The organism is Phycicoccus jejuensis (assembly GCF_044797865.1).
Lineage (GTDB): Bacteria > Actinomycetota > Actinomycetes > Actinomycetales > Dermatophilaceae > Phycicoccus > Phycicoccus jejuensis.
This window is the reverse complement of sequence record NZ_CP085209.1, coordinates 325774-352761: the sequence shown is the minus strand read 5'-3', so window position 1 is coordinate 352761 and position 26988 is coordinate 325774. Positions and strand designations below refer to the sequence as shown.

Annotated in this window: 23 protein-coding genes; 12 read left to right on the top strand and 11 right to left on the bottom strand. The window is 69.0% G+C overall.

Annotated features, from left to right (window positions below; genetic code table 11):
• Position 1: 1 nt before the first annotated feature.
• Genes LG324_RS01545 through pknB form a run of 4 tightly spaced genes read left to right on the top strand, consistent with a single transcriptional unit; the run spans position 2 to position 6113 of the window.
• Positions 2-1423: a PP2C family protein-serine/threonine phosphatase gene (locus tag LG324_RS01545; RefSeq protein WP_404351202.1), complete on the top strand. Its 1422-nt coding sequence runs from the start codon at positions 2-4 to the stop codon at positions 1421-1423.
• Positions 1420-2802, top strand: a complete 1383-nt coding sequence (locus tag LG324_RS01540) for an FtsW/RodA/SpoVE family cell cycle protein (protein WP_207025382.1) — start codon at positions 1420-1422, stop codon at positions 2800-2802. Before LG324_RS01545 ends, LG324_RS01540 begins: the two co-directional genes overlap by 4 nt.
• Positions 2799-4253, top strand: a complete 1455-nt coding sequence (locus LG324_RS01535) for a peptidoglycan D,D-transpeptidase FtsI family protein (RefSeq protein WP_404351199.1) — start codon at positions 2799-2801, stop codon at positions 4251-4253. Before LG324_RS01540 ends, LG324_RS01535 begins: the two co-directional genes overlap by 4 nt.
• A gap of 12 nt (positions 4254-4265) precedes the next feature.
• Complete coding sequence (pknB, locus tag LG324_RS01530) at positions 4266-6113, top strand: Stk1 family PASTA domain-containing Ser/Thr kinase (protein ID WP_404351196.1); 1848 nt, start codon at positions 4266-4268, stop codon at positions 6111-6113.
• Between the two features lie 445 nt (positions 6114-6558).
• On the opposite strand, the gene LG324_RS01525 is transcribed toward pknB, so the two are convergent.
• The 4 genes from LG324_RS01525 to LG324_RS01510 all read right to left on the bottom strand — a co-directional run bounded on the left by LG324_RS01525 (position 6559) and on the right by LG324_RS01510 (position 8921).
• Positions 6559-7215, bottom strand: a complete 657-nt coding sequence (locus LG324_RS01525) for an aminodeoxychorismate/anthranilate synthase component II (RefSeq protein ID WP_404351193.1) — start codon at positions 7213-7215, stop codon at positions 6559-6561.
• A gap of 89 nt (positions 7216-7304) precedes the next feature.
• Positions 7305-7460 carry a hypothetical protein gene (locus tag LG324_RS01520; protein ID WP_404351191.1) on the bottom strand — a complete coding sequence of 52 codons (156 nt, stop codon included), beginning with the start codon at positions 7458-7460 and terminating at the stop codon, positions 7305-7307.
• Positions 7461-7464: 4 nt separating this feature from the next.
• A complete protein-coding gene (locus LG324_RS01515) occupies positions 7465-8142 on the bottom strand; it encodes a class E sortase (RefSeq protein ID WP_404351188.1) in 678 nt (225 codons plus the stop codon).
• Positions 8139-8921 (bottom strand): DUF881 domain-containing protein, encoded by a 783-nt coding sequence (locus tag LG324_RS01510; RefSeq protein WP_404351185.1) that lies wholly within the window; start codon positions 8919-8921, stop codon positions 8139-8141. Before LG324_RS01510 ends, LG324_RS01515 begins: the two co-directional genes overlap by 4 nt.
• Before the next feature lie 71 nt (positions 8922-8992).
• Here LG324_RS01510 and LG324_RS01505 point away from each other — a divergent pair, with 71 nt between their 5' ends.
• Positions 8993-9247, top strand: a complete 255-nt coding sequence (locus LG324_RS01505) for a cell division protein CrgA (RefSeq protein ID WP_030527270.1) — start codon at positions 8993-8995, stop codon at positions 9245-9247.
• 351 nt (positions 9248-9598) lie between these two features.
• Here the strand turns inward: LG324_RS01505 and LG324_RS01500 are convergent, their stop codons facing one another.
• Both LG324_RS01500 and LG324_RS01495 read right to left on the bottom strand, forming a co-directional pair.
• Positions 9599-10477: a rhomboid family intramembrane serine protease gene (locus LG324_RS01500; protein WP_404351182.1), complete on the bottom strand. Its 879-nt coding sequence runs from the start codon at positions 10475-10477 to the stop codon at positions 9599-9601.
• 58 nt (positions 10478-10535) lie between these two features.
• On the bottom strand, positions 10536-11054 hold the full coding sequence (locus LG324_RS01495; protein WP_404351179.1) for a peptidylprolyl isomerase: 519 nt from the start codon (positions 11052-11054) through the stop codon (positions 10536-10538).
• A gap of 135 nt (positions 11055-11189) precedes the next feature.
• On the opposite strand from LG324_RS01495, the gene LG324_RS01490 reads away from it, so the two are divergent.
• Positions 11190-12317: a hypothetical protein gene (locus tag LG324_RS01490; protein ID WP_404351176.1), complete on the top strand. Its 1128-nt coding sequence runs from the start codon at positions 11190-11192 to the stop codon at positions 12315-12317.
• A 423-nt stretch (positions 12318-12740) separates the two neighbouring features.
• On the opposite strand, the gene LG324_RS01485 is transcribed toward LG324_RS01490, so the two are convergent.
• Together LG324_RS01485 and LG324_RS01480 are read right to left on the bottom strand one after the other, a co-directional pair.
• The gene (locus tag LG324_RS01485) at positions 12741-15284 is read right to left on the bottom strand and encodes a UvrD-helicase domain-containing protein (protein WP_404351173.1); all 2544 of its coding nucleotides are present in this window, start codon (positions 15282-15284) and stop codon (positions 12741-12743) included.
• A gap of 11 nt (positions 15285-15295) precedes the next feature.
• Complete coding sequence (locus LG324_RS01480) at positions 15296-16186, bottom strand: nuclease-related domain-containing protein (RefSeq protein ID WP_404351170.1); 891 nt, start codon at positions 16184-16186, stop codon at positions 15296-15298.
• A 91-nt stretch (positions 16187-16277) separates the two neighbouring features.
• Between LG324_RS01480 and LG324_RS01475 the strand changes: the two genes are divergently transcribed.
• The 6 genes from LG324_RS01475 to LG324_RS01450 all read left to right on the top strand — a co-directional run bounded on the left by LG324_RS01475 (position 16278) and on the right by LG324_RS01450 (position 22707).
• Positions 16278-16709 carry a very short patch repair endonuclease gene (locus LG324_RS01475; protein WP_404351167.1) on the top strand — a complete coding sequence of 144 codons (432 nt, stop codon included), beginning with the start codon at positions 16278-16280 and terminating at the stop codon, positions 16707-16709.
• A gap of 168 nt (positions 16710-16877) precedes the next feature.
• Positions 16878-18287, top strand: coding sequence for a DNA cytosine methyltransferase (locus LG324_RS01470; protein ID WP_404351164.1), 1410 nt, complete (start codon positions 16878-16880; stop codon positions 18285-18287).
• 101 nt (positions 18288-18388) lie between these two features.
• On the top strand, positions 18389-20440 hold the full coding sequence (locus LG324_RS01465; RefSeq protein WP_404351161.1) for a Z1 domain-containing protein: 2052 nt from the start codon (positions 18389-18391) through the stop codon (positions 20438-20440).
• A 2-nt stretch (positions 20441-20442) separates the two neighbouring features.
• A complete protein-coding gene (locus LG324_RS01460) occupies positions 20443-21534 on the top strand; it encodes a hypothetical protein (protein WP_404351158.1) in 1092 nt (363 codons plus the stop codon).
• Positions 21527-22381: a hypothetical protein gene (locus LG324_RS01455; protein ID WP_404351155.1), complete on the top strand. Its 855-nt coding sequence runs from the start codon at positions 21527-21529 to the stop codon at positions 22379-22381. Before LG324_RS01460 ends, LG324_RS01455 begins: the two co-directional genes overlap by 8 nt.
• On the top strand, positions 22378-22707 hold the full coding sequence (locus tag LG324_RS01450) for a hypothetical protein (protein ID WP_404351152.1): 330 nt from the start codon (positions 22378-22380) through the stop codon (positions 22705-22707). Before LG324_RS01455 ends, LG324_RS01450 begins: the two co-directional genes overlap by 4 nt.
• Positions 22708-22733: 26 nt before the next feature.
• Here the strand turns inward: LG324_RS01450 and LG324_RS01445 are convergent, their stop codons facing one another.
• The 3 genes from LG324_RS01445 to LG324_RS01435 all read right to left on the bottom strand — a co-directional run bounded on the left by LG324_RS01445 (position 22734) and on the right by LG324_RS01435 (position 26853).
• Positions 22734-23672: a hypothetical protein gene (locus LG324_RS01445; protein WP_404351149.1), complete on the bottom strand. Its 939-nt coding sequence runs from the start codon at positions 23670-23672 to the stop codon at positions 22734-22736.
• Positions 23665-24750: a hypothetical protein gene (locus LG324_RS01440; RefSeq protein ID WP_404351146.1), complete on the bottom strand. Its 1086-nt coding sequence runs from the start codon at positions 24748-24750 to the stop codon at positions 23665-23667. The genes LG324_RS01445 and LG324_RS01440 overlap by 8 nt, the downstream gene beginning before the upstream one ends.
• Before the next feature lie 240 nt (positions 24751-24990).
• Complete coding sequence (locus tag LG324_RS01435; protein WP_404353171.1) at positions 24991-26853, bottom strand: ATP-dependent RecD-like DNA helicase; 1863 nt, start codon at positions 26851-26853, stop codon at positions 24991-24993.
• Positions 26854-26988 lie beyond the last annotated feature (135 nt).

Sequence of the window (26988 nt, the reverse complement as noted above, 5' to 3'; positions counted from 1 at the left end):
GATGCCGTTCGCCTTCCACTACGCGGCGCGCTCCGACGTCGGCATGGTGCGGTCCAACAACGAGGACTCGGGCTACGCCGGCCCCCACCTCCTCGCGATGGCCGACGGGATGGGCGGGCACGCCGGCGGCGACGTCGCGAGCTCGACCGTCGTCGCGGCCCTCGTCGACCTCGACGGCCAGTCGTTGTCCGGGCGGGACGCGAGCCAGGCGCTGCTCGACCGCATCCGCGAGGCCAACCGCGAGATCGGGACGGCGATCGACGACGACCCGCGCCTGGACGGGATGGGCACGACGCTCATCGCGATGCTGCGCACCGGCGACCGGATCGCGTTGGCGCACATCGGCGACTCGCGCGCGTTCCTGCTGCGCGACGGCGAGGTCACGCAGGTGACCAAGGACCACTCGTTCGTGCAGAACCTCGTCGACGAGGGACGCATCACCGCCGACGAGGCGAAGACCCACCCGCAGCGCTCGCTCGTCACCCGCGTGCTCACCGGCAGCGACGAGGACGAGCCCGACCTCGTCGTGCGCCAGGGCCGCGCCGGCGACCGCTACCTCATCGCCTCCGACGGCCTCACCGACTACGTGGCGCGCGAGACCGTCGACGACGTCCTGCGCGAGACCCGCGACCCCGGCGAGTGTGCCGAGCGGCTCGTCGGGCTCGCCCTGCGCGCCGGTGCCCCCGACAACGTGACCGTCATCGTCGGCGACCTCGTCGACATCGCGAAGGTCGACGCCCCGCCCACCCAGCCGCAGGTCGTCGGCGCCGCGGCCGAGCGCCGCCGCGGCACGCGCCCGGTGCCGGTCACCCCGGCCGAGAAGGCCGCCGCGCTGAGCAAGGCGGCCACCGGCGGGGACGACGACACCGACGACGACGGCGTCACCCTCGCCGAGGAGGGCCCGCGCACCCGCCGCGGCACGGTGCTGCGCGTCGTCGCGGCCCTCGTCGTCGCCGCGGTCGTCGTCGCCGGCGGCTCCTACGCGGCCTACGCGTGGTCGCAGCAGCAGTACTACCTCGGCGAGCAGGACGGCGTCGTCACGGTCTTCCGCGGGGTCGACCAGGACCTCGGCCCGATCTCGCTGCACTCCCCGGAGTACGCGACGACCATCCCCGTCGACGAGCTGCCCGACTCCTACCAGCAGAACATCGAGGCCGGCATCGAGGCGAGCAGCCGGGCCGACGCCGACGCACGCGTCACCGAGCTGCGCCTGCAGGCCGAGGCGTGCCGCTACGCCCGCAGCCAGGGCGACGAGTGCCGCACGGTCCAGCCCGGATGGACACCGCCGAGCCCCAGCGCGTCCCCGTCGGCGTCCCCCTCCGGGTCCGCCTCCCCGTCGCCGTCCGCGTCCCCGTCGGCGTCGTCCAGCGGCCTGCCGTCGCTCTCGACCACGTCCACCCCGACCGTCCCGCCGCCGGCATGAGCACCGTCTCGTCCGTCGCGCCGCGCTCCGGCCGCACCACCGAGCTCGTCCTCGTGCTCGGGGCGGTCGGCATCGTCGGGCTCGCCTACGTCAACCTCGGCCTGGCCACGACCGGCACGGTGCCACCGGGCCTCGCTGCGCTCGGGCTCGGCTACCTCGGTGTGTCGCTGGCCTTCCACGTCGTGCTGCGCTGGCGGGCGAAGTACGCCGACCCGCTGCTCCTGCCGATCGTCACGCTGCTCAACGGCCTCGGTCTCGTGATGATCCACCGCGTCGACATCGCCCGCGGCCGCGACATCGCCGACGGGGTGGCGCTGCGCCAGCTGATGTGGAGCGCGCTGGCCGTCGCGATCGCCGCGGCGGTGCTCGTCGTGCTGCGCGACCACCGCATCCTGCGCCGTTACACCTACGTCGCGGGGGTCGCCGGCTTCTCGCTGCTCCTGCTGCCGCTGCTGCCGGTCATCGGCACCTCCGAGTTCGGCTCGCGCATCTGGATCCGGCTGGGGCCGTTCTCGTTCCAGCCGGGTGAGATCGCCAAGATCTCGCTCGCGGTGTTCTTCGCGGGCTACCTCGTGCAGACGCGAGACGCGCTGTCGGTCGCCGGCCGCAAGATCCTCGGCCTCACGCTCCCGCGCGCCCGCGACCTCGGGCCGATCCTCATCGCGTGGCTCGCGAGCCTGAGCGTGCTCGTCTTCGAGCGCGACCTCGGCTCGTCGCTGCTCTTCTTCGGCCTCTTCGTCGCGATGCTCTACGTCGCCACCGAGCGGGTGTCGTGGATCGCGATCGGCCTCGGGCTCTTCGGGGCCGGCGCGTACGTCGCCTACCTCGCGTTCGCGCACGTCCAGGTCCGGGTCCTGCTGTGGCTGCACACCTTCAGCCCCGAGGCGCTGCAGACCTCCGACCAGCTCGCCAAGGGCCTCATGGGGATGGCCGCCGGCGGGATGGTCGGCACCGGCCTCGGCCGCGGGCGCCCTGACCTGACCTACCTCGCGGAGTCGGACTTCATCATCCCGAGCTTCGGCGAGGAGCTCGGGCTCGTCGGGCTCTTCGCGATCCTCGTGCTCTACGCGCTGCTCGTCGAGCGCGGCCTGCGCACCTCGCTCGGCACGCGTGACGGCTTCGGCAAGCTGCTCGCCGCCGGCCTCTCGTTCTCGCTCGCCCTCCAGTGCTTCGTCGTCGTCGGCGGCGTCACGCGGGTCATCCCGCTGACCGGTCTCACGGCCCCCTTCCTCTCCTCGGGCGGCTCCTCGCTGCTCGCCAACTGGACGTTGCTCGCCATCCTGCTGCGCATCTCGGACCACGCCCGCCGCCCGCTGCCCGACGAGTCCGCGCAGAGCGCGGTCGGCGAGGCCCGCACCGAGGTGGTGAAGCTGTCGTGAACGCCCCCGTCCGCCGCCTCTCCTTCCTCGTCGCCGGTCTCTTCGCGGCGCTGCTCGTCTCGACGACGCTCATCCAGTACGTGTTCGCCGCCGACCTCAACGGTCGCCCGGACAACCGCCGGACGCTGCTCGCGACGTACGCCCGCGAGCGCGGCGAGATCCTCGTCGGGCAGACCCCGATCGCGAAGTCGGTGCCGACCGACGACGAGTTCAAGTTCCAGCGCACCTACGACGCCGCCGACCTCTTCGCGCACGTCACCGGCTTCTACTCCTTCTACGGCGCGGTCGGCGGGCTCGAGCAGTCCGAGAACGAGCTGCTGTCGGGCTCGAGCGACAAGCTCTTCTACCGGCGCATCTCCGACCTCTTCACCGGACGCCGGCCGCAGGGCGCCACCGTCGAGACCACGCTCGACGCCGCCGTCCAGAAGGCCGCGTCCGACGGCATCGGCGATGCGCGCGGCGCCGCGGTGGCCCTCGACCCCAAGACCGGCGCGATCCTCGCGCTCGTCAGCCGCCCCTCGTTCGACCCCAACACGCTGGCCGGTCACGACCTCGGCAAGGTCGACGCCAACTACCAGTCGCTGCTCAAGGCGGACGGCCGGCCGCTCGTCGACCGCGCCATCGCCGGCGACCTCTACCCGCCCGGGTCGGTCTTCAAGGTCGTCACCGCGGCGGCCGCGCTGACCAGCGGCAAGTACACGGCCGACTCCGAGCTGCCCGGCGGCGCCTCGCTCGACCTGCCCCTCACCGACACCGACCTGCCCAACCACGGCAACGTGCCGTGCAGCCCGTCCGGCCGGATCACGCTCAAGCAGGCCCTCGTCGTCTCGTGCAACCCCGCCTTCGGTGAGGCCGGCATGGAGATCGGCGCCGACGCGCTGCGCGAGCAGGCCGCGAAGTTCGGCTTCGGCGACGCGCTGACCGTCCCGATGCGGGTGACGCCGAGCAGCGTCCCCGCCGAGATGAACGAGCCGCAGCTCGCGCAGGCCTCGATCGGTCAGTACGACGTCCGCGTCACCCCGATGCAGATGGCGATGGTCGCGGCCGGCATCGCGAACAAGGGCGTCGTCATGAAGCCCTACCTCGTGCAGTCCGTCATCGGCTCGGACCTGTCGGTCATCGAGTCGGCCGACCCGACCGAGCTGTCGGAGGCCGTGACCCCCGAGGTCGCCGCGACCCTCACGGACATGATGGTCGGTGTCGTGCAGGAGGGCTCGGGCACGCGGGCGCAGATCCAGGGCGTGTCGGTGGCGGGCAAGACCGGCACCGCGGAGCACGGCACCGGCCGGCGCGCGCACGCCTGGTTCATCTCGTTCGCCCCGGCGGACGACCCGAAGATCGCCGTCGCGGTCGTCGTCGAGGACGGCGGGACGGCCAACAGCGAGACCGGCGGTGGTGCGGTCGCCGCACCCATCGCGAAGGCGATGATGGAAGCACGGCTGAGCGAATGAGGAAGGCACGACATGGTTGACGTCCCGAAGCTGCTCGGCGGCCGGTACGAGGTCGGTGAGCTCCTCGGTCGCGGCGGCATGGCGGAGGTCCACCGAGGGTTCGACACGCGGCTCGGCCGCTCCGTCGCCATCAAGATGCTCCGCAGCGACCTCGCGCGCGACGCCACGTTCATCACCCGGTTCCGCCGCGAGGCGCAGTCGGCGGCCGCGCTCAACCACGCCTCGATCGTCGCGGTGTACGACCACGGCGAGGACCACCTGCACACCGAGTCCGGTGGGGCGCAGGTCAACATCCCCTACATCGTCATGGAGTTCGTCGACGGGCGGACGCTGCGCGAGGAGCTGACCGAGAAGGGGCAGCTCGACGAGACCGAGGCCGTGCGGGTCACCGAGGGCGTCCTCGACGCGCTGGCCTACAGCCACCGGCAGGGCATCGTCCACCGCGACATCAAGCCGGCCAACGTCATGGTCGCGGCCGACGGCTCGGTCAAGGTCATGGACTTCGGGATCGCCCGGGCGATGGCCGACGCGAACGCCACCGTCACCGCCACGCAGGCCGTCATCGGCACCGCGCAGTACCTCTCGCCGGAGCAGGCGCAGGGCCAGACGGTCGACGCACGCTCGGACCTGTACTCCGCCGGCTGCATGCTCTTCGAGCTGGTCACCGGCCGGCCGCCGTTCCAGGGCGACAGCCCGGTCGCCATCGCCTACCAGCACGTCGGCGAGGCCCCGGTGCCGCCGTCGCGGTTCGCCGAGGGGATCTCGGCCGACCTCGACGCCGTCGTGCTCCACGCGCTCGAGAAGCCGCGCGAGGACCGCTACCAGGACGCCGACGAGTTCCGCGCCGACCTCCAGGCCGTCCGGCTCGGGCGTCCCGTGAGCATCGCCGCCCGCTCGTCGGCCGCGGCGTTGGCCGGCGCCGCGGCGGCCGGGGTCACCGAGGCCCTGCCGGCCTCCTCGACCGCGCTCACCGACCGCACCGCCGCATGGGACGCCCCGTTCGTCACCCCGCCCGCCGACGACGAGCCGCTGACCCGCCGCGAGGTGATGGAGGAGGAGCGCAAGAAGCGCAACCCGGCCGCGGCCATCCTCCTCGTCGTCGCGGTGCTCGCCGCGCTCGGGCTACTCGTGTTCGGCCTCGTGAACTACCTCGGCGAGTCCGACACGCCACCGCAGGTGCAGGTGCCGTCGGTCGTCGACGCCCCGCAGGACGCCGCGACCGCCACGCTGACCGGCGCCGGCTTCCGCGTCGAGTCGATGGTCGCCGCCTCCGACACGGTCGACGAGGGCAACGTCATCTCGCAGACCCCCGAGGGCGGCACCCGCGTCGACCGGGGCTCGACGGTGCGCATCACCGTCTCCGGCGGGCCCGACAACGTCGAGGTGCCGGACCTGGCCGGGCGCTCGCTCGACGAGGCCCGCGGCATCCTCTCCGACCTCGGGCTGACGCTCGGGACCGTCGACGAGGTCAACGACGCGAACACCGCGGAGAACGTCATCATCTCCTCCGACCCCGGCTCGCAGGTCGCGGTCAAGCCCGGGACGCGGATCAACGTGACGGTCGGCACCGGCCAGGTCGAGGTGCCGAACGTCGTGGGGATGAGCCAGAACGAGGCCCAGAGCGCCCTCGCCGATGCCAACCTCAAGGTCGAGACCTCGTACGAGCAGACCGACCAAGCGGCCGAGGGCGACGTCATCAGCCAGGACCCGAAGGGCAAGCAGGCGGTCGACACCGGCTCGACGGTGAAGATCGTCGTCGCCCAGAAGGCCGCGCCGACGCCCACCCCGACCCCGACGCCGACCCCCACCCCGTCGGAGTCGCCCACCGAGACCCCGTCGCCGAGCCCCTCCCCGAGCTGACCGCCTCGACCTCGCCCAGCCGGGCCGTCTCGCCCTGCCGGTGAGATCTCGCCGTGCCGCCCTGCCACAGCACCCCGGCACAGCGAGACCACCGCGGCCAGGCGAGATCACCCCGAGACGCCGAGGCGACCGCGCCCAGGAGGCCCGGGAGATATGTACCTCTCCCAGGATCCTGCCTCCCCGGAAGGATTACCTTGCGCCCGGCAAGGTTTCCCTTCCACCCCGCAAGGGATCCCTTCCCGACGCAACCATGCGGTCGTCCCCGCAAGGTAAACCTTCCGCGGTGCAAGGAAGTGGTTGCGCGGGGCAAGGTAAACCTTCCGCGGCGCATGGAGTCCGGGGACACCTACCTCCGCCCCCGGCTCTCAGGAGACCCGAACCGGGCGCCGGGCGCTCGACGCTCGCTACCAGAGCGCAGACGCCGAACGCCCGCGCGCCGCCCTCCTCAGGTCGCGGCCACCATCCGCGCGACCCCCGCCGCGTCGTGCACGAGCGGCGACAGCCCCTCCGCGCGCGACACCGCATCCGCCATCCCCGCGATGCGCAGCCAGTTGGCCAGCATGAGGTGCCCGCCCTCGGTGAGCACCGACTCGGGGTGGAACTGCACCCCGTGCAGCGGCAGGGTCGCGTGCCGCACGGCCATGACGATCCCCGACTCGGTGTGCCCGTTCGGCACGAGCGACTCCGGCATCGTCGCGGGGTCGATGGTCAGCGAGTGGTAGCGCGTCGCCGTGAACGGCTGCGGCACGCCGGCCAGCACCCCGGACCCGTCGTGCAGCACGCTCGAGGTCTTGCCGTGCAGCAGCTCCGGCGCCCGCCCCACCGTCGCGCCCATGACCACGCCCAGCGCCTGGTGCCCGAGGCACACCCCGAGCATCGGCTGCGCCCGCTCGGCGCACGCCTCGATCATCGCCATCGAGACGCCGGCCTCCTCGGGAGTCCCCGGCCCCGGCGAGACGAGCACCCCGTCGAAGCCGGCGCCGTCGGCCGGCGACACGGCGTCGTTGCGGACGACCTCGCACTCGGCGCCGATCTGCTCGAGGTAGCCGACGATCGTGAAGACGAAGCTGTCGTAGTTGTCGACGACGAGGACGTGGGTCATCCCCCTATGGTGCCCCGCCCGGCCGCGCCGCCCCAGCCCGGTCCGCCCCGGGTCCGCGCCCCGCCCCGGCCGCCGGGCACACCCACCACTCACCCCACCGTGTTGTCGTTGAAGGGCAGCACCTCGGCGAGCGCCGGGAACCCCCACTCGAAGAGCACGGCGACGACCGCCGCCACCAGCACGACGCACACGAGCGCCCGCACCCACGCGGGCCCGGGCAGCGATCGCCACAGCGCTGCGTACATCCGCCTACCCCTTCACCGTCGACCAGTCGGCCAGCCGCCACTGCGCCCGCGGCACGGCCTCGACGAGGCGACCGTGCGTCACGAACCGCTCCGTCGCGCTGTACTTCGGGTGGCAGGAGGTCATCGTGATCATCCGCTCCGTCGGCTTCGCCCCGGGCGAGTCCGGCACCGGCGCGATGACCTCGGTCTGCCACGGCCGGACGATCTCACGCCCGGTGATCTCGTAGACGTACACGGTGGGCGCGGTCTCGACGATGACGCGGTCGCCGTCGCGCAGCGTGTCGATCTCGTGGAAGGGCCGCCCGTACGTCGTCCGGTGGCCCGCGACCGCGAAGTTGCCCACGGCTCCCGGCGACGCCGACCCTTCGTAGTGCCCGACCCCGAGGGCCAGCACCGGACGCCCGACACCCTCGATGACCGGCCGCGCGAAGTCCGCCCCGAACCGCGGGATGCGGATGACCGCGAACGCGTCGGCCTCGCCCAGCTCCGGGAACGCGTCGTGCAGCGCGGCGCCCGCGTCACGCCCCGACGCGAACCCCTCGTCGAGCGCCCGCACGATCTGCTCCTGGGAGCGGTTGCTCGTGACGTCGGTCCACCACAGCTGCCACGCGACGAACAGCAGGACCAGGACGCCCGCCGTGATGAGGAGCTCGCCGACCCAGCCGACGGCGCGACGGATCACGACGTGTCCACCTCGGCGACGGTCGGCGTGATGCTGCCGGCGTACGCGGGCAGGGTCTGGGTGCCGGCGTCCTCGAGGTCGTACCCGAGGCCGAACGCGATGGCGTACTGACGGATGAGGTCGACCGCGCGGTCCTGCTGCAGCCGGGACCGCATCGTCTCGAGGTTCCCGATCGCCGTGACCGTGTAGGGCGGGGAGTAGACGCGGCCCTGGAGGATGAGGGTGTTGCCGACGCAGCGGACGGCGCTCGTCGAGATGATCCGCTGGTCCTGCACCATCATCGCCTCGGCGCCGCCGGCCCACAGGGCGTTGACGACGGCCTCGATGTCCTGCTGGTGGATGACGTAGTCGTCCGGGTCGCCGCCCTCGGGCACCTCGCCGCCGGGCAGCGGGGCGTCGGTCAGGGTGACGCGCAGCGCCGGCCCGCGCACCTCGGTGCGTCCCGCCGCCGTCGCGATCTCGGCGGCCTGGCGCTCGAGCCGCTGGGTCGTGAGGTCGCCGGGGGCCAGCGCGGCGGTCGCGTCCTCGACCTGTGCGCGCAGGGTGTCGACCTTCTCGGCGCGGTCGGCGTTGACGCGGGTCTGCTCGCGGATGAGGTCGGGCAGCCGGGTGTAGCCGGTGCGCAGCTCCTCACCGTCGGAGGCGCGGACGCTGCTCGCGAAGAGGGCGCCGGCGACGAGGGCGGCGACGGGGACCAGCCAGGGCCACGGCGAGGGTCGGTCGACCCGGCCGGCGTGCCGCGAGGACCGCTCGGACCGACCGGCGTGCGTGCCCGGCACCCTGCCTCCCCTCTCCTGACGACGTGGCCTCTACGCTAGGGCACGAGTCTGAACGAACCGGAGGAGTTCCCGTGCCCGAGTCCAAGGGTCGCAAGAAGCCCGCCTACACCCCGCAGCGGACGGCGTCGGCGGCGCAGCAGGGCCCCAACGCGCGCTGGTTCGTCCCGGTAATGCTCACGCTCATGGTGCTCGGCCTGCTGTGGGTCGTCACCTTCTACATCTCGGGTGCCAACCAGTACCCCGTGCCGCAGCTCGGCCGCTGGAACCTCGGCGTCGGCTTCGGCCTCATGCTCTCCGGCTTCCTCATGACGACCCGCTGGCGCTGACCGCCGAGGTCGACGCCGGCGCCGTCCACAGGCACCGCTCCCCGGACCCCGGGGCTCCCACGCGACATGCGTGGTGCAGCCCCGGGGTCCTGTGCATGACCGGCCCGGACTCCCCGTCGTGCACCGCTCGTCCACACCTCGTCCCCAGGTTCTGGAGGTTCGTCCCCAGTTGTCCACAGGGGTTGTCCCCATTGGGGATGAATGACACGCGTGTAATCCACATGGGGACAGCCTGTGGACAAGTGTGCGAACAACGCGTGGATGCGCTGTGGACGCCTGTGGACGACCGGTGGACAGCGCGATGCCCCGGCCACAGCGGCCGGGGCATCGACGAGGTGTTGGGGTGCCGGGTCAGAGGGCGTACTTGGCCACGGCCAGCAGGACGAGGACGACGAACAGGCCACCGAGCGCGGCCCAGTGGATGCGCCGGTCCGGCGGCTGCAGCGGGTCCTTGGCCCGGCCGAGGTAGCCGATGGCCGCCGCGGCGACGGCCCCCGTGATGAGGCCGCCGAGGTGCGCCTGCCACGCGATGCCCGGGATGACGAACCCGATGACCGCGTTGATGCCGATGACGACATACATCCCCGCCGCGGACCGGCCGAGCCGGCGCTGCAGCACGAGGAACGCCCCGAAGAGGCCGAAGACCGCCCCCGAGGCACCGACCGCCGCGGTGAACCACGACTCGTCGGCGAGCGTCGCGACACCGCCGGCCGGCTTCGACGCCAGCAGCAGGATGCCCACCGACCCGCCGAACGCGCTGAGCAGATAGAGGGCGATGTACCGGGCGCGGCCGAGCATCGGCTCGAGGTACTGGCCCATCACGTAGAGGGCGTACATGTTGAACGCGATGTGCGTGAGGCCGCCGTGGGCGAACCCGGAGGTGATGAACCGCCAGGGCTGCGTGTCGCCGACGACGGGCGCGAACGCGATGTCGCGGGTGAGCGAGGGCTGCACGGTCTGCAGCAGGTAGACCGCGACGCAGATGCCGATGATCCAGAACGTCACCAGCGGCCGGCCGTCGGTGACGGCTCCGCCGAAGGTCGTGCGACCCTGCCGGACGGTCTTCGAGGCCTCGCGTACGCAGTCGACGCAGTGGATGCCGACGGCGGCGGGGCGCTGGCACTCGGGGCAGGCGGGGCGTCCGCAGCGCTGGCAGCGGACGTAGGACTCCCGGTCCGGGTGCCGCGGGCAGGTCGGGACCTGGCCCGCGGCCTCCGGCGCTGGGTTCACCGGGGGGATCGGCGGTGGTTCGGACACGTCGGTCTCCCGGGGTGGTGGTGCGTGGTGCTTACTGCTCGATCTCGACGCGCTCGATGACGACGTCGTCGACCGGACGGTCCTGGGCACCGGTGCGGACACCGGCGATCTTGTCGACGACCTCGCGGCTGGCGCCGTCGGCGACCTCGCCGAAGATCGTGTGCTTGCCGTTGAGCCAGGTGGTCGGCGCGACGGTGATGAAGAACTGCGAGCCGTTGGTGCCCTTGCCCATGCGCTTGCCGGCGTTGGCCATCGCGAAGAGGTAGGGGCGGTCGAACTGCTTGTCGGGGTGGACCTCGTCGTCGAAGGTGTACCCGGGGCCGCCCATGCCCTGGCCGAGCGGGCAGCCGCCCTGGATCATGAAGCCGGGGATGATGCGGTGGAAGACGAGGCCGTCGTAGAACGGGGTCGGGTTGGTGCGCCCCGCGTCGTCCTTGTACTCCTGCTCGCCCGTGGCGAGGCCGGTGAAGTTCTTGACGGTCTTCGGCGCCTCGTTGGGGAAGAGCTCGACGACGATCGGGCCGTGGTTGGTGTGCAGCGTTGCCTTCATGCCTCCGATCCTCTCACGCGGGCCTGACGCCGCCGGGTGGGGCGACTCACGGCATCGAGGCTTGTCCTGATGTGCCCCGAGCAGCGCAAACAGGGCAGGATGGACGGAAGAGATGTCCCACACCGAGGAGGACGCGTGTTCCGCAGCAAGAGCAGGACCGACCAGGCCGTGGATGCCGTGACGGATGCCGCCGACCGCGTGAGCGCGGCCTCGCGCGACGCCGCCGAGCGCGCCGCCGACACCGCCCACGACCTGCGCAAGAAGACGAAGTCCGAGATCAAGGACCTCCGCAAGAGCAGCAAGTCCGAGGCGAAGCACCTGCGCAAGCAGGGCAAGAAGGCGAAGAAGGAGGCCGTCGCGCAGTACGCGTCGGCCCGCGACCTGGCCCACGACGCGAACACGTCGGCCCGCGACCTCGCCCACGACGCCACCAAGCAGGCGCACGACTACGCCGACACCGCGCGCGACTACGCCAGCACCGTCGCGCCGAAGGTGCGCGAGGGCCGCGAGCGCGCGCAGGACGCCGCCGAGACCGCGCGCGAGAAGGCCGAGGAGGCGCTCGAGGCGTTGGCTCCCCGCGTCGAGCACGCGAAGAAGAGCGCCGAGCACGCCAAGGAGACCTTCTCCGACGACGTCCTCCCGAAGGTCATGGCGGCCCTGACCGCCATCGCCGCCGGTGCCGCGACCGCGCGCGAGCAGGCCGCCGAGGCCGCCGAGCGCGCCCCCGACGCCTACGCCGTCCTCAAGGGCGACGCCCGCGCGAAGAAGAGCCGCGGCAAGGGTCGCTGGGTGCTCCTCCTCGGCGCGGTCGCCGCCGGCGCCGCCGTCATGGCGTACCGCAAGAGCTCAGAGCGCCCCGACCCGTGGGCGAGCGCCGGCTCGTACACCCCGCCGTCGTCGGCCCCCACCAAGGCGTCCGACGCCGTCGACACCGCCAAGGAGAAGGCGGGCGAGGTGCGCGAGAAGCTCGCCGAGACCGCCGGCGCCGCCGCCGAGCGTGCGTCCGAACTCAAGGACAAGGGCCTCGAGAAGGCCGGCGAGCTCAAGGATGCCGCGGCCTCGAAGGCCGACGACGCCAAGGACGCCGCCGCCGCGAAGGCCGACGAGGTCAAAGACGCCGCGAGCGACGCGGCCGACGAGGCCGCCGCCACCTGGGACGACGCGAAGACCGGCGACTCGACCATCCCGTCGACGACCGGTACCTCCGAGGGCTCCGACCTCTCCACCCCGAACGTCGAGGGCGGCTCGAACGACAAGAGCTGACCGCAGCGCAGACGGACCGGCGCCGGCCGCATCCCCCCGGGGATACGGCCGGCGCCGTCGTGTCCGGACGGGGCGACCCCCTGTCGGCCGCCCTGTCCGGGGATGCGCACGCTCTGGATCGTGCGCCGTGTGCGTCTGTGTGGATGGAGTTGTCCGGCCGGGACGTCCCGGGGCGATGGAGGGGGTCGCGACCAGGTGCCCTCAGCACCCGTCGCGTCACCGTCCCGGGACGTCGGCCGTGTCGGCTCGAAACCCTTCGAGGCACGGCCAGGAGTCGACGAGGCCGAATGTAGACCTGCCGCGCACGCGGGGGAATGGTCCGATCGGGCTACTGTCGAAGGTTGCCGACGGGCTCCGCGGCAAAGCCGATGGTCAGGGCCGTTTCCGCGGTCTCATCACGATTTCACCGGGGTTCGACGACGGTCAGTTCCGCCCACGGGCACCCGGGGATGCCGACAGCCGCATCGGCGACCCGACGCTCGGCACGCTCTGGGTGAACCGGCAGCGAGGGAACGCACTGCACCCCTCGAACGGCCTCCCGTCGGCCTTCCGCCTGCGCACGACGAGGACACCCTGACCGCAGAGCGGACATGGCGCGGAAAGATCGACGATGCTGAGGGGCGACAGCTCGAGGCGCTTGCTCGCGAGCAGCTCAGCAACGAATGCGGACTCCCTGCCCTCGACGCCGATCAAGGTGACGTGCCGCCGCGCTCGGGTCAGCGCGACGTAGAACAAGCGCCGCTCCTCCGCGAAGGGGTAGGGGTCGGTCTCGGCCATGGCCAGGGACATGACCGGGTCGTCGGCGACCTCACTCGGGAAGCCGTACGTGCCGGAGGCGACGTTGGGGAGGATGACGTAGTCGGCTTCGAGCCCCTTGGAGCCGTGGACCGTGCGGAACGTGACCTTGAGCTCGGGGGGCGTCTGCCGGGGGAGTGAGTCGCGGTCGAACCGGTACCGACCGAGCACGTCGACCTCGACCATCCCGGAGCGGCCCGGGGTCACCTCGCCCGTGCGGACCCGCGCCGCAAGATCGTCGAGCACACGCGCGACTGCTTCCGACACCTCGTCGAACCGGCGCACCCGGACCAGGCTGGCCGCCTGTCCGTATGCAGGGTGGGCCGAGGTGACGACCTTGGTCAGCTGACGCGGGTTCCTGGCGACGAACTCGCTGGCGACGTCGCAGATGGACTGCGGCGAGCGGAACGTGGTCTGGAGGCGCAGCGTCTGCCCCTCCCCGAACCACTCGGCGAAGGACGTCATCACGGAGAGGTCGGCTCCGGCGAACCGGTTGACCGACTGCCAGTCATCGCCCACCGCGAGCAGGTAGCGGTGCGGCTGGTCGACGAGCGCCTTGGTGAGTCGAGCGCGCGCCTGGCTGGCGTCCTGTAACTCGTCGACCAGCACGAGCTCGTAGCCCATGTCGATGCCGCCGGACTCGAGGTGGGTCGCCGCCTGGACGAGCATGTCTTCGAAGTCGATGGAGTCGTCCGCTGCGAGCCCGGCCTGCCACTCGTCATGGATGTCCCAGAACAGGTCGAGGAACATCCGAGCCCGGAACCGCTGAACGCTGCAAGGTGCGACCTCGAGCCTGCGTTCGAGGTCGGCACGACTCAGCGAGTTCGACTTGACGTGGGTCATGAACGAGCGCATCACCCGTGCGAGGTCCTCGTGCCTGACCGGGGTAGCCCCCGGTACAGGCCGGTCGGGATTCCAGTCGAGGACCAGCCCGGCCTTCGTCAGGTCGTCGGCGAGAGGGCCGAACCCCGTCTGGTCGATGATTGATGCCCAGGTCGTCTCCAACAGCGTCGTCCCGAAGCGCTGATGGACCGACCTCTTCCACTTCATGCTGGCGGCGTACCCAGCGAATGCGGAAGGCGGGTTTCCCTCCCGGTCGAGGGCCCAGTGCTCGTGGTAGACGCCGGCGTCGGGGTAGTAGAAGTCGGGCCGGTACTGCGAGTGGTCGGCGTCGGCCACGTCGTGCTGGTACGGCGCCTCGTACTCGTACCTGACGCCGTTGAGGAAGAGGAAGTCGGCGATCATCCGCTCGCCCTGGCTCTTGACCGTTTCACCCTGGAACGTCCGGTAACCGGTCTGCCGGGTGTTGTGGTCGTAGGAGTCGGGCTCACCGCCGCTGGGGTCGTCGGACATGCGGGCGAACAGGAGCCGGTAGGAGTCCCAGCGGTAACGGAACGTGGGGTTCTGATCACGCAGCTCGTCCACCAGGCGGCACACCATCGCGATGTCCCCGCCCGCGTCCAGCCACGGGGCCAGGCGAGGCTTGCGACCGGTCGCCGCGCCGATGACAGACAGTCCGAAGGAGTGGAACGTCGCCGCCTTCAGGCCCGGCGCATCGATGCCGGCCGCCTCGAGCCGCTCCTCGACGCGACGCTGGAGCTCGGCGGCCGCGTCTCTGTTGAACGCGAGCATGACGATGCGGTCGGCAGGAACCAGCCGCCGTTGGATGGCGTAGCCGGCGCGCGCGACCATCACCGACGTCTTGCCCGACCCTGCCGCGGCGATGACCTGGACGCGGTTGTCGAACGTGACGACGGCCGCGGCCTGTTCGTCGGTCAGCGGCTGGGTCTCGATGGTGTCGAGGAAGTGCCGGCGCGCCACGAGCTCCTGGGCTCGGATGCGCTTGTTGGTGTCGTGCACCAGGGCGCGCAAGTCAGCGGACGTGAAGGCGATCAGCTCACGCGCCTCCCGGCCTGCCTTCGTGTTCCGCGCGAGGGCTCCGACATGTCTGCTCGGCAGGGGCGCCGACTGGGACCAGGTCTCTCGTACGTCCCGGCTGACCCACCGCCCCTCGGCCAGCGCCTCCTCGAGGCCCATGGTGACCGTCCGCTTCCACCCGCGAAGAGCAGTCAGCGACTCCTCCGCGTCGTCGATGGTGCGTGCGAGTCGACCACGTCTGCACGATCGTCCACGGAAGAGGTCGAGGACGACAGCACGAGCTTCGTCGAGCATCGGCTGCGCGCTCAGCTCGGGGGAAGGGCGGCGGCCAGACGCCGGTGAAGTGCGTCGACCGCGGCGGCATCCAACGGGCCAGGCTGCTGGAGGTTCTTGTAGAGCTTCTTGGGCCAGAGGACCCGCACGTCGCGGGTGGTGAAGTCGCCGCCGAGCAGTGGCCAGTCGGCGTCGAGGAAGCAGAGCGCGCCCGTGACCCGCACGTCCTCCCCGACGATGTCGCGGACGAGCGCCATCTGCTTGAGGACGCCATCGAGGAGCTTGCTGCAGTCCCGCGAGCCGACCATGAGCTTCTCGACCCGAGGCCGCAGGATGCCGCCCTCGACCCTCAGCGACGGCCGGCCCTTGTAGCGCTTGGCGTCGATGACGACCACTCCGTGTGCGGTGACGGCGATGTGGTCGATGTTGGCGCGCGTCCGCGGGATGCGTCGGTCGTGCAGCAGGCTGACGGTGTCGCCGGCCTGGGCGTCGAGTCCCTTGCCGAGCTTCTCCTCCCCGACCGCGCCGGTGTCCCACGCCCGCGTCGACTGCGGGTCGTCGGTCACCGCCAAGATGAGGCCGCCGAGCTTCGGGTGCTTGCTGCGGATGCTCTCCTCCCGCTTGGCCTTCCGCCGCTCGAACTCACGGCGCGCCGATGCGCCGGCGACCCCGCTGTCGACCGCCTCTGGCTCGGCCGTCTCGGCCGCGGGACCGTTGGATGGCTGTGCTTCCTTCGAGGTGTCCCCGCTCCCGACCTCTGCCGTGGTCGGTTCGTCTGCAGGCTGGACGTGCGCCACGCAGCGCACGCTCTTCGTCGCTCGCTCGTAGATGGCCTCGGCCTTTGCCGGCAGCTCGGCATCGCAGACCCGGCACGTCCCCGCGTACCGCAGCCGCATCCGCTTCTCGTCACCCGCCCCCGTCACCCAGTCACCGTAGGCGGATGGCACCACTCCGCGAGGGCCGTTCGCGAAGACCGTGACGACGCGTGAGTGAGGTGGCGCGTAGCGTGAGTGCGTGGTCGAGCGATGGGTCAGCACGAAGGCGGGCAGCCACCTGTCTGGCCGACGCAAGACCAGCACCGGACCCGAGGTCCGTCTGCGGCAGGCCGTCCACGCACGAGGCGGACGGTTCCGTCTCCACCGTCAGCTGGCCAAGGGTTGCACTCCTGACTTCGTCCTTCCCGGTCGCCGCGTCGCGGTCTTCGTCGACGGCTGCTTCTGGCACGGGTGCCCGGTCCACGGACGCAAGACGGCGTGGACGGGCCCGAATGCCGAGTTGTGGCGCCTGAAGATGGAGCGCAACGCCGAGCGCGACCGGCGTTCCACTGCGATCGCAGAGACTCTTGGCTGGACGGTCGTGCGGGTCTGGGAGTGCGACGTTCGGGACGACCTGGACTCGACAACTGACCGCGTCATTGCAGGTCAGGCCTCTGTCGGTGTCGAGTGATGAGGTGTCGTCAGTGTCCCTATCCTCCGTCCTCTCCCCGTGCTGCACAACAGGATCGGCTGACCCGTCGAAAGGTTCCGAGCCGTGTCACATCCCTTGCCATTGGAGTTTCTGCCTGTCGCGAGTCGAGCTTCCGCGAACGGTAACTCAGCTGATAAGCTGATTACCATGCCGGAGCCCGCGTTCACGTACGTCGACCTCTTCGCAGGCATCGGCGGATTTCACGCGATGCTCGATCACGCCGGTGGGCACTGCAAGTTCGTGTCAGAGATCGATCCGGAAGCGCGGCAGGTCTATCTGAAGAACTGGGTAGAACATCTCCCTGAAGATCTGCGTCCGCAGATCAACCAGGACATCACAACCGTCACGCCGACCGATGCCGAGGTCCAGGTGCCCAAGCATGACGTGCTCGCGGCCGGCTTCCCGTGCCAGCCGTTCTCCAAGTCCGGGATGCAGCGAGGCATGGAGGAGGCGCGGGGCACCCTGTTCTGGAACATCGCGCGCATCCTCGAGGACCGCACCCCGTCGGTCGTGCTTCTGGAGAACGTCCGCAACCTCACCGGCCCCCGCCACCGCCATGAGTGGAACGTCATCATCAAGACGCTGCGGCAACTCGGCTACCGAGTCTCTGACGTCCCGTCCGTGTTCTCTCCGCACTTCCTCCCCCCATCTCTGGGTGGCACCCCTCAAGTGCGGGAGCGCGTGTTCATCCTCGGGACGTACGTCGGCCCGGAGCGAGCGAAGCGTGAGACCGATGTCCCTCCGACCATAGTGCGCGGCCCGGTCGACGGCTGGAACGTTCACGACTGGGACGTCGAGTGGGTTCTTGACGAGGACGCCTCGATCCCGGACCTGCACCGCTACCAGCTGACGACGGACGAGGAGCGGTGGATCGAGGTCTGGGACGACCTCGTGCAGCGCATCTGGGCCGACACCGGCACGCGCCTCCCCGGCTTCCCGCTCTGGGCCGACGAGTGGCGCCCTGAGCGTTCACTCATGCCACTGGAGCTCGAGGCGCTTCCCAAGTGGAAGTCCGACTTCCTGGTCAAGAACGCCCGCTTCTACGACGACCACCGGGTGGTCATCGAGTCTTGGCGCAAGGCCAACCCCGACTTCCGCTCTTTCCCCGCTTCCCGTCGCAAGCTCGAGTGGCAGGCGCAGGACAGTGCATCCCTGTGGGACACCGTGATGCACTTCCGACCCTCCGGCATCCGGGCCAAGGCGCCGACCTACCTGCCTGCGTTGGTTGCCATCACCCAGACCTCCGTCATCGGCGCACGCAAGCGTCGGATCACCCCCCATGAGGCCGCACGGCTCCAAGGGTTCTCACGCAACTTCTCATTCGCCGGGCAGCGGCTCTCGGCCTCCTACAAGCAAGTCGGTAACGGTGTTGCTGTGGGAGCGGCCTGGCACGTCTTCCGCACGCACGTCGAGCAGAATGCCGCAGATCTTCCGCAGCAGCTGGTTCAAGCTGTGCGAGCCGTTCGATCGGCTCCGACCGGAGATGCCCTCTCATCTGCGGCGGTAGACCTGGAGCGCTCTGTCAATCGGATGGGACGCGTCCCCCTCGCCGGTTAATCCCGGATGCCCCGATCCCTACGGCGCGATCAGTCTTTGTTGATAGCGTCAACGGATCTTGGCGAGAAGGGGATTCGGTGGGGACTGCAGAACGCGATCTGATGGACGCGTCCTTCGTTCGTCGTGACTTGTCGGCTATGACACGAGAGTCGCTCTGGACCGTTGTGGACTCGATCCTCGCCCACGGCCCCTCTCTCAATGACCGAGCGGGTGCCACTGGCCTGGCGCTCGGGTATGTCCAGTCCGGAAAGACGACCGCGATCACTGCGCTGATCGCAGCGGCGGCAGACTCGGGCTACCGCGTGATCGTGGCACTGCTGGGGTCGACAAACCTCTTGCTTGAGCAGAACCACGGCCGCCTGATTCAGGCCCTCGGGCTGGACCATCGGCAGGACTATCGATGGGTCGTCATGGTGAACCCATCAGGCGTGGCGCGGACGAAGGAGATGGCCGACTGGTTGTCGCGTGGGCGGACCGTCCTGGTGCCAGTCCTCAAGCACGCGGGCCGCATCAGCGCCCTCGCGAAGGTCCTGTCCGGCGCCGACGCCACGAACATGCCTGTGCTGATCATCGACGACGAGGCCGACCAAGCAAGCCTGAACACAGAGGTGAACCAGGGCCTTGAGAGCCGAACGTACGACGCGCTAACGCAGCTGAGGGCGGCCGTCCCACGCCATCTCTACGTTCAGTTCACCGCAACCCCGTACGCGCCCCTGCTGCTCGAGCCGGACGACCATCTACGCCCGGACTTCATCGAGCTACTACAGCCCGGGCAGGGGTACACGGGCGGTCGCGAGTTCTTCGTCGACCATGCGGACGTCGTGGTGAGGCCCATCCCGACTCTCGATGAGCAGGCCCCAAGGTCCTTGCCGACACAGCTGCCCAAGTCCTTGGTCGAAGCGTTTGGAAGCTTCGTCGCTGGCACAGCACTTCTGCTGCGAAGCGACCCCACCGCGGCACCGGTGTCGATGCTCGTGCACAGCACCCAGCGCAACGACGTCCAGGCGCGGTATCACTTCCTTCTGCAGCGGTTGGTGCGCCGCTGGACCGAGGTGGCCACCACAGCCCAGGATGTCGACGCACTACCGCAGCAGGTAATGGACGAGCGCGGACGGATCACCACCCTCGGCGCTCCAGACGTGAGCGACCATGACTTCCTAGAAGGGGTCCGCTTCGCACTCCGCGAGACCACGCTCTGGCTGGTCAACTCGGTCAGCGACGTCAACAAGGTTGACTGGAAAGTTGCACCCGTCCATGTGCTCGTCGGCGGCAACAAGCTCGACCGTGGCTTCACGGTCGAAGGACTCACAGTCACCTACATGAACCGCCCGGCGAGCGATCAGGTCGACACGCTCGAGCAGCGGGCTCGCGCCTTCGGCTACCGGTCCGACCTTCTTCCGTACTGCCAGTTCTTCGCGACACCACGGACGTTGAAGGTTCTTCGCGAGACGGTCGATACCGAATACGACCTCCGCGCCAACCTCCGCGACTGGCTGGCGGACGGCCATGACGTGTCCACCTGGGCACGCCACGTGGGCCTTCTCCTCCCCCAGGGAACGAAGCCCTCTCGGCAGACGGTCCTAACAACGCTGTCCCGGTTCAACGAGCGGCCCGGATGGCACCAGCTTCGCAGGCCTTCCGTGGACCCCCTTGTACGAGACCAGAACGCCTCGATTGTTGAGGCCATCGGCTTGCTGGGGGCAGCACCGGCCGATTACGGAAGGCTCCACCACCCCACCCTGTGGCTCCCGTTGGACGTCATTCTCGACCAACTGCTCACCCGCTGGGCCGGCGTAGAAGTGGGCAGCAGTCCCGGGTGGCGGCACCAAGAGCTGCTAGACCTTCTCGGGCGACTGCCCGACCGGGGAGCGCTTACGCCCCTTCTCCTGATGGAGCATCCCGAGGGTGGCCCGCGCCAGCGTGAGTGGGACCCCGAGCTCGGATTCATCAACCTGATGCAGGGTGCTGATCCGGTTCGCCGACCCGGCCAACCGTGGTACCCGGGCGACCGCGCCATCGGTGGGGTGACCGAGGACCCGGAACGGGTGGTGGTCCAGGTTCACCGGGTGAGGTCAACCGAACCCGGCGCTGCCCCAGAACTGTTTACTCTCGCGATCCACGCGGGACGTCGAGGAGTCGTACGGAAGGTTTGAGGATGAGCGAACTGCGAGATGTCCGATCCATAGGGGAACAGCGCTGGGTGCCCCTCAGCGATCTACTGCTGGACCCCGCGAACCCACGTCTGCCCGCGGACATGCAGGGCGAAGCCCAGGAGGATCTCGCTGTTCACCTGGAACTGGGCTTCGACGCCCTCACGGTTGCGGAGTCCATTGCCTCTCACGGGTTCTTCGGCAGCGAACCACTCATCGTCATCAAGGACGGGACCTCCGACAAATGGGTTGTCGTCGAGGGCAACCGCAGGCTCACGGCCCTCCTCGGCCTCGTGGACCCGAACATCAGGGCTCAATTCGCAAACCCGACCCCGTGGGCGCCCTTAGCCGAGCAAGCGGAACTCAGCTACGGAGACCAGGTGCCGGTGGTGGTCCTGCCAGACCGGGCTGCCGCCACACCAATCATCGGGTTCCGTCACATCTCCGGGATCCTGCAGTGGCAGCCGTACGCCCAAGCGCGTTACATCGCACGACTCGTGGACCATGACGACATGTCCTTCGCAGCCGTGGCAGAGATGATCGGCGTCGACCGGACCAGAGTGGGCAACCTCTACAGAGACCAGGCCATCGCCGTTCAGGCACGCGACCTAGGTATCGAGACCGGTCCGCTCGAGGAAGCCTTCTCACTGCTCACAGTTGCGATGAGCACTCCCAAGCTCAGGTCCCACATCGATGCACCGCTCGGGTCGAAGACGGAGCCAGGCGTCGCGCCGATTCCCGCGTCGCGGGCGCCGGAGCTGAAGGAACTCGTCACCTGGCTATACGGCGACGGCGAGGTCGAGCCGGTGATCGGCGAGTCACGCGACATCAGCAAGCTCGGAAACGTCGTTGCGTCGAGTGTCGGCCTGTCCGCCCTTCGTGCCAGCGAATCACTCGAGTCCGCGATCCAGAAGGCCAAGGACGCAGATGTGAACCCGCGTCAGAGGCTGCTGGCTCGACTGCGGGCAGGTAGGAACTCCCTGACGTCAGCACTGGATGACATCGATGACTTCGCCGAGGACGGCGAGGTGTCTGACGCGGTGGACGAGGTGAGGGCGGCCGCCGACGCCCTCCTCGCCACACTGACTCATGTCTGAGCCCTACGCTCCGTCCAAGCGGGCCAACCGCGTTGCCGATTGGATCGAGACCAGGTGCCTGGCCTCGGGTCGGGCCCTGGGTGCAGACGCACTCTTCGAAGCAGGCAAGGTCCATGGCTACAAGTCGGCTGACCTCGACCTCGGCCTGAGGACCATGGCTCGGCGGTCCGTTGCAGTGGGGGAGGCCTACCCCTTCCGTGTCGCGGCCGGGGCCGCCGCGCGCGAGCACGCATCTCGCTCGGTGTGGTCCGCGTTGCTTCTCATGGGTAGCGAGGGGCCCTTGCGGCGGAGTCTGGATGTTGCCGTGGCCGCCGCGCACCTCGAACGAATCACCGCCGCCGCCTCCCGCTTCCTCCTCGGGCCGGACACTCAATCTGTGCGGTTTGGCTGGCCCTCCGAAGACGGTCGACCGGTGGAGTTCCCTGATGCGGTGCGGTGGCTGGCTGGCCTGATGAAGGTCCCGATCGGTACGTCATACCGCCCTCCGGTCAACAAGGACGGAGGCGTCGATGTCGTTGCCTGGCGCCCGTTCCCGGACGGTCGTTCAGGGTTCCCAGTCGTCCTCGTCCAGTGCACGCTAGAGCGCAACTACGCCCACAAGGCAGCAGACGTGGACCGCCGCGTTTGGTCGGGCTGGTTAAGACTCGACGTGGACCCAACGACCGCCCTGGCCGTTCCCGACGTCGTCGCTGCAGGGGAGGACTGGAACGCCCTCGCAACGCGCACCGTCGTTCTGGATCGCATCCGGTTGGCCTCGCTGCTGCCCGCGGTCAACGAGGACGACCGCCTCGTCCCGGTGGCAGATTGGGCCGAAGACCAGCTCGAACAGCTACGGAGCCAGACATGACGGACCCGCCGCGCAACATGGTGTTCGAGCCTGCAGCCGTCCCTTTGCGCAAGTCCGACATCGTTCAGGAGATTGCCGAGCTCTTGGGAGTTGCGGCACCCGCAATGTCGACGGGTTCGACCGAACCTCGCGCCATCTTCGCGCTGGTCAACGACCACCTTGGACTGGGGCTAGACAACGCTCTGGGCAAGCCGGACCTTGCCCGAGCAATCGTCGAGGCCAGCGGCGGAAGGTGGAGTCCCGACTTCGAGTCGCGTGGTGCGACCGTCACGAAGTCGGGCCTCCTCGCGGTCCTACGAGCAGTTCACTTCTTCCTCGACGACTGACGACATGACTCTCCAGCCCGGGCCCGCTACGCGGCCGCCCTTCCATCGCTAACGCCCGCGGCAAGTATCTCGTCAAGGACCAAACGCTCTTCTCCCGTAACATCATCCAACACAAGTGCCAACCGCAGACGATCTATCACGACCCCAGTGTCATTGCCTACCAGGTGCGTAAGATATTCAGACGCAACTTGATGTGGCACCACAAGAAAGCGTTGCGGCTCGAGCGGCTGAATCAGCCGGCTACGCCAATGATCGCGGCGCGGCTCCATGAGCTTCTTGTACCACTCGTTGCTCCTTGCCACTGTGGCCTGTCCGACGAACACCCATTGTCCCGCGAGGCGGGGATCGCTTGGCCAGCCGAGGAGCGCCAGAGTGTCAACTCCTTCATCCTTGGCACTCTTCTTGCGAGGAGCCGCGTCTGGGTCGCATCGGATTCCGAGTGAGGCTGCAGCTTGTCGCATTACTTCGGGAAACCCGCCTGAAAATGAAGTCCCTGTACCAACGGGAGCGACCGCGAGTCCGAAACCTGACAAGGCTCGAGCAATAGTTGCCTCAAGCAGCACCTCTGGTTTATGTGTAGTCGCCACGTTCCATGCATGTGCGACGGAAAGCGCCAGCATCGCAGTGTAGGGCACCACAGTGTTGGCCCCGGGACGCTTCTTCACGCGCCAGGACCCGACGATCTCAAAGGGCCACTTGACTCCGAGCACCTGCTCACGGCGTTGAAGAGTTGAATGGACGGCCTCCACCCAAGATTCGGGAGTGGCCTCCTCTTCCATCCCGTCCGGGAGTAGGAACTGCTGGGGCGATAGGCGGGTCCAGCCGTTGTCGAAAATCATGTCTTCTAACTGTGCCCGCGTGACGCGTCGCCCAGCCAATGCGGCAACTTCCAGCCAGTCAGCCAACGCCTCCACACGACCATAGGTCCCATAGGCATTGATGTCAGGCTCCAGCGGCCTACTCATCGCTGGCAAACCGGTCTGCGACCACGGCACGAATTGATCTAGCGAGTTCAGACAGTTCAGTTGCTGCGTTCAACGCGGTGGTATCGACAGGCAAACGCCCAGCGTCCACAAGGAGTTCACGAAGCCCCCGCACGTGTGAATTTAGCCTGTCCGCGAGCGCCCCCTGTTCGAGAACCGCAGTTGCCAAGGTGAGATCGCCATAACTGCGTAGGACCTCGTGGGCACGTTCATTGACAAGCACTTCGGCGTACTTTGACACCATCCTGGAGTCGGCGAGCAACGCGGGTCTGCTGCCGTCAGGAGTAAGATCGCGCACCACATCTCCCACGCGATCTGTGCGGACGCCTTCCAACGCATCCTGTATGGCGGCAAAGTCTCGCGGATCACTTTGCAGGTGTATGTACTCGCGGATCCGGGTGTTTGATACGAGTATCCCCCAAACGCTGAACCTATTGCGTTCCACGTAAGTTGTGTCGATTCCAAAATCGACGCGTGCGCGGCGTAGCAGCTCGAGGGTCAGATAAGAAGTCCTAACCCCTCGGGCATTACTACCGAATGTCCTTCCAACCTCATAGAATGGGTTTGCAGCCCCGGCGTCAACTGCGGCTAAGACGCTCCGATGAATCCATCGTGCTTTGGACTCGGCAGGCCAAGGACGGATGCCTCCGATGTGCCGATATCCCAGATAGGCGCCCAGTTCCTCACGGTTCTCCACTTCATAGGCAGGGACTGTCGAAAGCCGTTCGACTTGGTCCGGGGTTGGCACAGACGTCAGGTCGAAGGCGAGGTCCAATTCCAGTGCAACATCCGCCTGAGCTAAGACGAGAAGCGTTGACACACGTCGGTTTCCCTCAACGACAATTCGCTTGCCGTCATCTCCCTCGGGGAGAACGAGGATCGGTTCGTTGTCAAAATAGCCGTTCGCGATGAAGGACGCCGCCAGCTCATCTAGAACGTCGTTCTCAAAGAGATATTCGAGGAGTTCCTCTTGGCGCCCCCCCTGAATCCGCTCGGGCAGGCGAGGATTCTGTGGGTCGAGAGCCAAGGATGTGACAGGGATTCGCCCGATATCGCGCACCAACCACTCCTAGATGCAATGGGCCCAAAGAGCCGCCTGCTCCCGCGGTTGTTCCGCGGCACGCTTGACACCGTAGCGGCAACCATCGGCCTCGGTGCACGTCAACCCCACTTGGCGAGGCAGGCGAGCCCTGCGGGCCAGGAGGCTCCCTATGAGCCCCAGCAACTGCTATGTGGGCATCGAGTCGCCTGCGTCGTTTCGGGTGTCTTCACGGGGGTGCCTCTCGATCGGGCCGCATGTCTACCGGCCAGGCCCCCGGGGTCCCTCTCTGCCGGTGCCCGGAAGGGCTGACTGCCGATAGCCGAGGGGTTGTGCTGGCGAGAGTCTGCTCGCGGGTGGCGCCGGCGCAGCCGTGTAGTGCCCGGCAGCGACAGCACCGTCACCGATGGCAGCCATCATGCGCTCCAGGTACGGGCCAATCTCTGGGTGGGTACGTAGTGCCTCAGGCACCACGGTTAGCCATGCGCGGGGGCTGATCTCCACTGGTACCGGGCCGCACCTTGTGACGCCACGAGCCAGAACCGTGGCAGGGTCTTCGGAGGCGAGGAGATCGGCCTGGCTCTGCCACCAGGTTGCCTCCTCGACAACCTCCTTCGGGGACTCGCCATCGACCCATCGGAGCGCGATCTGGCCGCGGAGCCCGGCGTAGCCCGGCTGGTTGGTCAGGCCGGGCATCCAACGCTCGAGCGCCGCGTCGAGAGCGCGGATCTTCGAGTCACCGAGGAGGTGCTCGGTGAGCAAGGGCAAGCCATCTTCGTACTGCCGGATGGTCCGCGCGAGCTCTTGGGCCGGGTCGGTAGCCATCGCCCGCGTCGCAGATTCCGCGCGGTCGTCTCGTTCGAGGATCCGGGTGAGCACCTCGCGGGGACCGTGGTCGGCGGGCAGGTCGAGGGCGAATCCATCGGGGACCGGCTCGTCATCCGACAGGTAGAGGTGGTTCGCGTGCCGTCCCCTGGAGAGCGCGACGTTTAGACCTTGTCGACTCTCGGTGCCGGCGATCACGGCGTGAGCCGTGTCTACGGTGGCGCCCTGGGCGCCGTGGATGGTGCTGGCGTACCCGAGCTGTACGTGGTGCCCGACGTAGTCGGCCGGCAACCTGAGCCCCGCGCCGAGCCGGCGAGCATGATGACCCGCCCGTGCAACGTGGAAGTCGCCGTTGCGGTCGACGCTTCGAACAACCCAGCGGTCCCCGTTCTTCACCCACGACCCGTCACGGCCGCGAAGTGAACGGTCGTTGTGCCGCGTCATGACTATGTCCCCAGCACTGGCTCGAGCGCCGTCGGCAAGCGCGGCCTCCCGACCCGAACGCCCCGACTGCGAGGCCAGCCGGTCATCGCGGGCCAATTCGTTCAGGCCGCGGACCGTGTCGCGGCTGGCCGCCAGGAGCAAGCTCGATTTGCCGGCGGCAAGGTCAGCTCTCCAGGCGTTGAATGCCTGGTCGACGGCGGCGCCAGCTACCCCGACGTGGACACGACCCTGCGAGAAGTAGTGCTCAAGAGCCGCGGGGTCGCCACTCCGGATGCCGAGTGTCGAGGCCGCCCCCTCCGCGTTGGAGAACCGGTGGAGCTCGGTGAGGCGGACGGTCGTCCCCAGCGCAGCGCCCAGTTCGGCCAGGTCGCGGAAGACACCACTCGCGGCGACAGCAGTCAGCTGCTGGTCGTCCCCGACCAGGCGGACGCTGCCCCCTCGCTGGAGAACACGATCGACCACCGCCGCGAGGTCCTTGGTCCCCACCATCCCCGCCTCGTCGATGACGACAAGAGTGCGCGGCCCGATGGGCGGGAAGGCCGCAACCCGGGCGTCGCTTGCGGCGGCCATGGCGCTGTGGAGGAACTTAGCGATGGTCTCTGCGCGCATGTCGATCGCCTGGCCGATTTCGTCTGCCGCGACCGCAGTGGGCGCAAACCCGATGACGTGCCCGCCCCCACTGCGCCAGGCTGTGGCGAGGCTGGTCATCGCAGTGGTCTTACCGCTCCCGGCAGGTGCCAGGGCCACCTGGATGCGAGCCCCTCTCGTGGCGAGAGCCTTGACCAGGTCGGCCTGACCGGCGTCGAGTACCACTCCATCCGCGGCGTCCCGACGGACGGTGAGGTCGACGAGCATCTCCGGGATGACGTGCCCGTCAGTTCGTTCCGCGGCCTCGAGGAGGCGTCGCTCGGCGTCGAGGATCGCGGCCGAGGTGTACGTGCGACTCCCGTGGACGGTGTAGAGCGACGTGCCGTCCGCGCGAAGTAGCCA

Bases quoted from the DNA above. Each gene is read 5' to 3' on its own strand.
- LG324_RS01545 (WP_404351202.1), top strand. From the start codon at position 2: ATGCCGTTCGCCTTCCACTACGCGGCGCGCTCCGACGTCGGCATGGTG.
- LG324_RS01540 (WP_207025382.1), top strand. From the start codon at position 1,420: ATGAGCACCGTCTCGTCCGTCGCGCCGCGCTCCGGCCGCACCACCGAG.
- pknB (WP_404351196.1), top strand. From the start codon at position 4,266: ATGGTTGACGTCCCGAAGCTGCTCGGCGGCCGGTACGAGGTCGGTGAG.
- LG324_RS01525 (WP_404351193.1), bottom strand. From the start codon at position 7,215: ATGACCCACGTCCTCGTCGTCGACAACTACGACAGCTTCGTCTTCACG.
- LG324_RS01520 (WP_404351191.1), bottom strand. From the start codon at position 7,460: ATGTACGCAGCGCTGTGGCGATCGCTGCCCGGGCCCGCGTGGGTGCGG.
- LG324_RS01495 (WP_404351179.1), bottom strand. From the start codon at position 11,054: ATGAAGGCAACGCTGCACACCAACCACGGCCCGATCGTCGTCGAGCTC.
- LG324_RS01485 (WP_404351173.1), bottom strand. From the start codon at position 15,284: ATGCTCGACGAAGCTCGTGCTGTCGTCCTCGACCTCTTCCGTGGACGA.
- LG324_RS01470 (WP_404351164.1), top strand. From the start codon at position 16,878: ATGCCGGAGCCCGCGTTCACGTACGTCGACCTCTTCGCAGGCATCGGC.
- LG324_RS01465 (WP_404351161.1), top strand. From the start codon at position 18,389: ATGGACGCGTCCTTCGTTCGTCGTGACTTGTCGGCTATGACACGAGAG.
- LG324_RS01460 (WP_404351158.1), top strand. From the start codon at position 20,443: ATGAGCGAACTGCGAGATGTCCGATCCATAGGGGAACAGCGCTGGGTG.
- LG324_RS01455 (WP_404351155.1), top strand. From the start codon at position 21,527: ATGTCTGAGCCCTACGCTCCGTCCAAGCGGGCCAACCGCGTTGCCGAT.
- LG324_RS01450 (WP_404351152.1), top strand. From the start codon at position 22,378: ATGACGGACCCGCCGCGCAACATGGTGTTCGAGCCTGCAGCCGTCCCT.
- LG324_RS01445 (WP_404351149.1), bottom strand. From the start codon at position 23,672: ATGAGTAGGCCGCTGGAGCCTGACATCAATGCCTATGGGACCTATGGT.
- LG324_RS01435 (WP_404353171.1), bottom strand. From the start codon at position 26,853: ATGCTCGTCGACCTCACCGTCCGTCGGGACGCCGCGGATGGAGTGGTA.